This window comes from Thermosynechococcus sp. OHK43, from assembly GCF_014466085.1.
In the GTDB taxonomy this organism is placed as follows: Bacteria; Cyanobacteriota; Cyanobacteriia; order Thermosynechococcales; family Thermosynechococcaceae; genus Thermosynechococcus.
This window is the reverse complement of the sequence record NZ_JACOMP010000210.1, coordinates 1-6,562: the sequence shown is the minus strand read 5'-3', so window position 1 is coordinate 6,562 and position 6,562 is coordinate 1. Positions and strand designations below refer to the sequence as shown.

At 53.1% G+C, this 6,562-nt stretch carries 9 protein-coding genes; 1 reads left to right on the top strand and 8 read right to left on the bottom strand.

The genetic code is table 11. From position 1 onward, the window contains the following. The 3 genes from H8Q75_RS08955 to H8Q75_RS08945 form a co-directional block, all read right to left on the bottom strand. A partial coding sequence (locus H8Q75_RS08955) for a phycobilisome rod-core linker polypeptide (RefSeq protein ID WP_297041194.1) occupies positions 1–773 on the bottom strand: 773 nt, incomplete at its 3' end. 113 nt (positions 774–886) lie between these two features. Continuing rightward, positions 887–1,375, bottom strand: coding sequence for a phycocyanin subunit alpha (gene cpcA / locus H8Q75_RS08950; protein WP_024124992.1), 489 nt, complete (start codon positions 1,373–1,375; stop codon positions 887–889). Positions 1,376–1,447: 72 nt separating this feature from the next. Continuing rightward, positions 1,448–1,966: a phycocyanin subunit beta gene (locus H8Q75_RS08945; protein ID WP_011057792.1), complete on the bottom strand. Its 519-nt coding sequence runs from the start codon at positions 1,964–1,966 to the stop codon at positions 1,448–1,450. Between the two features lie 442 nt (positions 1,967–2,408). On the opposite strand from H8Q75_RS08945, the gene H8Q75_RS08940 reads away from it, so the two are divergent. Beyond that, entirely contained in the window at positions 2,409–3,116 is a 708-nt protein-coding gene (locus tag H8Q75_RS08940; RefSeq protein ID WP_297041191.1) for a uracil-DNA glycosylase, read from the top strand. On the opposite strand, the gene H8Q75_RS08935 is transcribed toward H8Q75_RS08940, so the two are convergent. The 5 genes from H8Q75_RS08935 to H8Q75_RS08915 all read right to left on the bottom strand — a co-directional run. After that, on the bottom strand, positions 3,113–3,478 hold the full coding sequence (locus H8Q75_RS08935; RefSeq protein WP_024124990.1) for a PadR family transcriptional regulator: 366 nt from the start codon (positions 3,476–3,478) through the stop codon (positions 3,113–3,115). The two genes, H8Q75_RS08940 and H8Q75_RS08935, sit on opposite strands and share 4 nt — an antisense overlap. A 395-nt stretch (positions 3,479–3,873) precedes the next feature. Beyond that, positions 3,874–4,434 (bottom strand): 2'-5' RNA ligase family protein, encoded by a 561-nt coding sequence (locus H8Q75_RS08930; protein WP_024124989.1) that lies wholly within the window; start codon positions 4,432–4,434, stop codon positions 3,874–3,876. After that, positions 4,434–5,090 (bottom strand): class I SAM-dependent methyltransferase, encoded by a 657-nt coding sequence (locus H8Q75_RS08925; RefSeq protein ID WP_024124988.1) that lies wholly within the window; start codon positions 5,088–5,090, stop codon positions 4,434–4,436. Before H8Q75_RS08925 ends, H8Q75_RS08930 begins: the two co-directional genes overlap by 1 nt. Before the next feature lie 2 nt (positions 5,091–5,092). Continuing rightward, positions 5,093–5,683, bottom strand: coding sequence for a DUF3177 family protein (locus H8Q75_RS08920; protein ID WP_024124987.1), 591 nt, complete (start codon positions 5,681–5,683; stop codon positions 5,093–5,095). Between the two features lie 63 nt (positions 5,684–5,746). Beyond that, positions 5,747–6,562, bottom strand: an 816-nt coding sequence (locus tag H8Q75_RS08915) for a gluconeogenesis factor YvcK family protein (RefSeq protein WP_297041188.1), incomplete at its 5' end; no start/stop codon positions are given.

Sequence of the window (6,562 nt, the reverse complement as noted above, 5' to 3'; positions counted from 1 at the left end):
GTACTACTGCGGCGCACCCCTGGATAGCCCGGCTGGCGAATCCCCGCCACTTCAATGCGATAGACGCGGCCACTTTCACCAAAGGAACCGCCTAAGCAAGCCCGTGGGGGGACATCGGCACTGGGGGTGTAGTAGGCAAAGGCCGTATCACTATTGGAAGGTGGCACCACCGTATTGGCACGGTTGGTGGCCAAATCCCGTGCTAAACGGGACATGCTGCCTTCCGCTTGGGCGCGATCGCTATTGGCATAGCCGCGATAGAGACGAAACATGCGGTTAAAGCCGACGGTTTTCTGACCTGGCTGGGTATTAAACCCGCGATAGTAGGGCACCACCCAATCCCCAAAGCTATTGGTGTATTCAGGGGAATCAATGTAGGAGTCAATGTCGGCATCAAAGCCTTCATTTTCGTAGAGATCCAAGTGGAAGATCACTTCTGACTCGTCGTAGGGTGCCCGCCCCAACAAATGTTTATAGTTCAGTTCAATGACACGGGTTTGAAAATTGCCGTAGAGAAACTTCTCTTTGTATAGTTCCGACTTAGCCACTGCGCGCACAAACTCCCGCACGGTAATTTTGCCATTGCGCAACAGTGACTCCGCACTCACCAAACGCTCCGATGCCATGACATAGTCATTGCCCAAGACCTGGCGGTAAACGGCACGGATAACAGTCTCCAAATCTTCCTCGCTCCAGTTGGCACGCAGCTCCACCCGCGGAGCATCACTGAAGGCGGAGGTACCCAAGCGCGAAGCAGCAGCAGTAATAGCCACGGTACAAACTCCTAAATATCGAGGGTACAAACAAGCCCGGTGTTGTAAACAAAGGGTCAGCCCAACGCCGACAACATCTGCTTACCTCACCGGGCAACAAAGGGAAACGCCTATTAGCTGAGGGCGTTAATGGCGTAGTCGATGTAGGCGTTGGCTTCCACCGCAGCTTGGCCGGTCAAGCCATGGTTGGCTTTGATGTATTTCAGAGCTTCGATATACCAGCTTGGCGACAGATCAAAGGTGCTGTTGATTTCAGACAAGCCGGCAATCAGGTACTCGTCCATCGGACCGGTGCCACCCGCCACGAGGCAGTAGGTGATCATCCGCAGATAGTAGCCGATGTCACGGGCGCACTTGGCTTTGCCCTCGGGGGTCGAGGCATACTGAGAGCCTTGCATGGTGGTGGTGTAGGGGAATTTTTGATACACCGCTTGGGCTGCGCCGTCAATCAGGCTCTGGGCATTGTTGGTCAGAGCGCGAGCCGCTTCCATGCTGGCCACAGCGCGCTTGAAGCGACCATCCACCGCTTGCAGTTCGGTGTTGCTGAGGAAACGACCTTGGGTATCGGCGGCGGCAATAGCTTCAGTAATCGGCGTTTTCATGGATAAAATATCTCCCTAAAAAATGTGCGTGTTCAGAACGGTCAAAGTTAGAGAACGTCGAAGGTGCCTTACTTAGGCAACAGCGGCAGCGGCCCGATCAAAGTAGCCAGCGATTTCAGACATCAGGGCGCTGCAATCGCCAGGGGTGATGCCATTGGGATCATTGGCGATCGCGATCGCGGCATCTTTCATTTTCTGAATGGCCACAGCCACAGAGGAACCGGGCGTCCCCAGGGCTTGGTAGGTTTCCCGCAGACCGTTCAAGCAGCGATCATCCAGCACGCTGGAGTCACCGGCCAAAATGGCGTAGGTCACATAGCGCAAGATGATTTCCATGTCGCGCAGGCAAGCAGCCATACGACGGTTGGTGTAGGCATTCCCACCGGGTTGGATCAGTTGGGGTTGCTCTGCAAAGAGGGCACGAGCTGCGTTAGCAACGATCGTGGAGGCATTGCTGGTGATGCGGTTGACAGCATCCAGACGCTTGTTGCCTTCTTTCACCAAGTTGGACAGGGCATCGAACTGGGCGTTGGTGAGGAATTCACCCCGGGCATCGGCCTGAGCGACAACTTTGGCAAATGCATCTAGCATGGATCAATTCTCCTTAAAGGTTATTAAAGAAGTGAGACCTTCTTGACATTCCTGCCCCCAGAGAAAAGGCAGGATTTTTAGGGGGTTGATCAGCAACTCCCTAAGGGCTGTGTCAAGCAACCCGAGAGCGACCAAGCTGATCCTTGGTGTGTTTTTTTAAAAAACGTGCAACGCTCTTGGCGTGACGGAAAGGTCTAACGATCACTGATGGGTTGTTCCGCAAAGGGGCCTGGGAAACAACGGCCGTGTTGTTAAACCCTTCAGGTATTTTTTATACAATGCAGTGGGAAACCTGTTTCGTCGTAGTTATTAATTTGTAAAATACTTTTGTGAGATAAATTAAGGTTCTGGCGATCGCCATAAAATTGGTGTGACTTGTCCTAAGTTTTTCCTAAGTTTCGTGAAGTTTCTTTAACATTATTCTCAGGAATTTACGATCTGCATGAGTGAGCCGTTGCAATTTAGCTTATTTGACAGCCCCACAGAAGCTGAACCTGCACCAGCGACGCCCCTGGATCCTGCCACCTATGATCAAATTCCCCTACGGGCTGAGGTGCCCATCCCCGCTGGCACCTACCGCAACTTGCAGGCCCTTGCGGCACATTGTCAGCAGTGTCAACGCTGTGATTTAGCAGCCAGCCGTACCCATGTGGTGGTCAGCCGGGGTAATCCTGCTGCCAAGTTGATGATTATTGGGGAAGGACCAGGTCAAGCAGAGGATGAAAGTGGCCGCCCCTTTGTTGGTAAGGCGGGGCAACTCCTCGATAAAATCCTTGCTTCGGTCAATCTCGACAGTGAGCGGGACGCCTATATCTGCAACATTGTTAAATGCCGTCCTCCTGGCAACCGTGTCCCAACACCCATTGAAGCAGCGGCCTGTATACCCTACTTATTAGAGCAGATTCGCTTGGTCAACCCCCGCATTATTCTGCTGGCGGGGGCAACGGCTGTGTCTGGATTGCTGAAAGATAATCGCGGGATTACAAAAATTCGTGGCCAGTGGATTGAATGGCAGGGGCGCTGGTGTATGCCCATCTTTCATCCAGCCTATCTATTGCGCAATAACTCGCGGGAGCCGGGCAGCCCCAAATGGTTGACGTGGCAGGATATCCAAGCCGTGCGCGATCGCCTGCGCCAGCTCGACTCCTAAGATGATTCCTGACGGTGGGGATGTTCCTGCAAATAGCGCAGCCAAAGCTCCGAAAGTTCTCGCGCCTGTTGCTCCTTTTCGCCGACAATGTGGTACATCCGCCGAGGCCGACCGCGACCTTCGACCTTTTTCCAATAGCCATCAATAATCCCCTCATCTTCTAGGAATTTGAGGGCACTGTAGAGAACAGTATCGGATAGGCGGTAGAGGGGATATTCATTTTCAATGGCTTGAATCAGTGCCGTCCCATAGGAATCCCCTTTTTCCACAAGGGTATAAAGCACATAGCACACTGCAACTTCCTTACTCAGGTAAACGGGCGGTGGTTGGCGGAAAAAGGTGTAGATATCTTCCAGTTTCATAACCTTGTCCTCAGCAATGGGCTACTGCTGATACATTGACTCCCTAAAATTCCTCAGATCATGGAAGGGGCTGAATTCAACTCTGTTGTTCCAAAGGACAGAAAACACAACTATCCCCCTCATATCAGCACTTTCCTCAGGTCCCATAGCATGAAAGTAACTAAGTATTTATCGCTACCAAGGTTTTAATATTCTCTTACAACCCTTTATCTAAAATATCTAAAATATTAGGAAAGACAATTCTCTCCCCCCGGGGCTTTCACAGTTTTGAGCGTGTGCCATCCTTGGGCAAAGGGCTCTACTTCTGATTTTAGGAAGTCTGAGAGAAAAGTGTTCCTTGCATCATAATTCCGCGGTTGGCAAAAATCAAGTCATTGACTTGTTGCCAATTGATTTCAAGGGGCAGCAGGGGCAAAATTTCTTAACAAAAATTCACGATAGATCTGCCAGCGTCGGCCATTGTGCACCAGCAGTGTGAGGTGGGATACCCAACAGCGGGCAGTAAAGGGTTTCTCCTGAAATTCGGCCCAGGCGTGGCGAAAGTTCTCCTTGGTTAAATCGCGAAAGGCAATCGTCATGTGGGGGGTAAAGGGATGGCGTTGCGTCGGGGGAAGGTTCAGGGGCTTCACTACTGCTTTGACGAGCTGTGCTTGGAGGTCTTTTAGGGCTGGGGTGGGTGCCACGTGAATATAAATGACTCGCGGCGCAAAGGCAGCAAAGCCATCGAAGATTAATTCCACGGGAGCGGCTTGGTAGGAAAAGGTTTCTAGGGCCTGCTCCAGAGCTGCTACTGCCGCATCCGGCCACCAAAAGGGGGGATAGAGGGTGACATGGGGAGGAGAGCGCAGGGCCGCTTGGCTTTGGTAGCGATCGCAACAATACTGCTTGAGGCAGGTCACTTCAGCCTGAATTTTGGCATTGGGCAACAAAGCCATAAAGTATTGCCGTCGGTTCATTAGCGCTGTGCCACGACGGTCCAATGGCGATCAGAGGTGAGGGTGGCTTGCCACTGCTGCGGCGGCTGCGGCAATGTTCTCAAGAGATCACTCATTTCCCTTAGGGTCAGTGCCGCATGGAGGGAGTCAGCAAAAAGTTGCTGCTGTTCAGGTGTGTCTTGGCCAGCATATTGCTCAACCAAGGCTTGCAGTTCTGCCAGCGTTTGCGGACGACAGAGATCGCGAATAAATAGGGTACCCTGGGGACGGAGCACCCGCAGCATTTCCCCTAGGGCGGGCTGAGGGTCGGCTAGGTGGTGGACAAGGCTATTGCTGATGACCACATCAAAGCGGGCTGCGGCAAAGGGCAAAGTTTTGGCGTCCCCTTCAATAAAGGTTAATTGTGGACTGTGGTGGCGAGCGATCGCCAACATGGCTGGACTGAGGTCAATCCCTGTCAGTTGCCAATGGGGGTACCGTTGATGCAGCATTTGCAGAATTCGCCCGTTCCCTGTACCCACATCCAAAACCCTTAGAGGTTGCTCCACAGTGGGCAAGACCGCGGCTAAATCTTCACAGAAGGCAGTGTTAACAGCAGTAAAATCCATTGCGTCATAGGCAGCAGCGGTTTCTGGTGTCTCCATGACCTCGGGTTCAAGAATGCGTGGCAGCGGCATGGCTATAGCCCCGTGGCCGATCGCCCCTGCTTGGGTAAGCGCACAAAAACAAAGTAGCTGAGATAGAGCATATACATGACAAGGGCAACTGCCGCAAAGAAGCCAAGGGTGCCAGCGCGAGCTTGGGCATGGAAAATCCCTTTGAACATCAGGGGTGGCTCGAGCCAGACTTGGCAGCTGGGGGTCTGAACCGCGCCAGCAACAAACCCACAGCGCAGATAGAAGGCCTGACCAATGGCGGCAAGAACGCAGTAGAGCGTTACCCCCCAGCGCCAGCTACTAAAGACCTGACCAATCAAATCTTGGCGATCGCTAATTTCTTCATTGAGATCGACCCAAAACCAGAGGCTAATGGGAATCAACACCAAGGCCATAAATCCTGTGACGTAGGCCACTGGCCACTGTGGCATCATCAGATACACGGTAATTGCCAACAGACTAGAGACTCGCCAGTAGATAATCAGGAGTTGGGTAATCGCTGGTACGTTTTTAATCGTTGACCACAGCAGCAGGATCAAGGGAATAACCACGGTAAAGAGGACCGCAAGGCGGTAGTCCATCCACACCAGCGATCGCAGAAGTTCCAAGGACATGGCAGGCCACACACCCAAGGGCAACGGTTCTATTATTAAGGATCACCTTCCCAGGGCACAAGGCTAGAGCGATCGCACCCGCTGATACCAGCGCATCAGAATCGCCGCTAACTTTTGCGAATGATGGCGCACGGTGGGCGCGGATTCATCCATGACATCCGCAAGGATCAGCCGGCAGTTTTGGCGAGCGAGTTCTTCCCGATCAATGGCCACAACGGTACTGCCCTGCTGCGCATAGCGTTCACGGTGAGCGGCACTGGGGGGATATTTTTGCACCAGCACGGCATCGAACAGGCGATCGCCCGTAACGGTATCGAGAGCACGCACATGGTCACCAACGGTATAGCCATCGGTTTCCCCCGGCTGCGTCATAATGTTGCAGACATACACACAGGGGCACTGGCGTTCTGCTAGGGCTTGGGCAATCTCAGGCACCAAGAGATTGGGAATGATACTGGTATAGAGACTGCCGGGGCCAAGAATAATGTAGTCGGCGTCACGGAGGGCTTGAATAGCGCGGGGCAGAGCTTTGGGGGCTGGGGGCGAGCAGCCAATTTCGACAATTTTGCCCCGGGCGGCGGTAATGTTCGACTCTCCATGGATAAGGCGACCATCGGCAAGACGGGCCCAAAGGGTCATATCTGTTAGGGTGGCTGGCAACACTTGACCGCGAATGGCTAAGACTGCTGAGCTGGTGGCGATCGCCCGCTCCAGATCCCCGGTGATATTTGTCATCGCCGTCAGAAACAAATTGCCAAAACTATGTCCCGCCAAGCCATCCCCCGCCTCAAAGCGATACTGAAACAGTTCAGTAACAATTTTTTCCTCATCCGCCAAAGCCGCCAAGCAGTTGCGAATATCCCCCGGTGGCAGCACCCC

Bases quoted from the DNA above. Each gene is read 5' to 3' on its own strand.
- cpcA (WP_024124992.1), bottom strand. From the start codon at position 1,375: ATGAAAACGCCGATTACTGAAGCTATTGCCGCCGCCGATACCCAAGGT.
- H8Q75_RS08945 (WP_011057792.1), bottom strand. From the start codon at position 1,966: ATGCTAGATGCATTTGCCAAAGTTGTCGCTCAGGCCGATGCCCGGGGT.
- H8Q75_RS08940 (WP_297041191.1), top strand. From the start codon at position 2,409: ATGAGTGAGCCGTTGCAATTTAGCTTATTTGACAGCCCCACAGAAGCT.
- H8Q75_RS08935 (WP_024124990.1), bottom strand. From the start codon at position 3,478: ATGAAACTGGAAGATATCTACACCTTTTTCCGCCAACCACCGCCCGTT.
- H8Q75_RS08930 (WP_024124989.1), bottom strand. From the start codon at position 4,434: ATGAACCGACGGCAATACTTTATGGCTTTGTTGCCCAATGCCAAAATT.
- H8Q75_RS08925 (WP_024124988.1), bottom strand. From the start codon at position 5,090: ATGCCGCTGCCACGCATTCTTGAACCCGAGGTCATGGAGACACCAGAA.
- H8Q75_RS08920 (WP_024124987.1), bottom strand. From the start codon at position 5,683: ATGTCCTTGGAACTTCTGCGATCGCTGGTGTGGATGGACTACCGCCTT.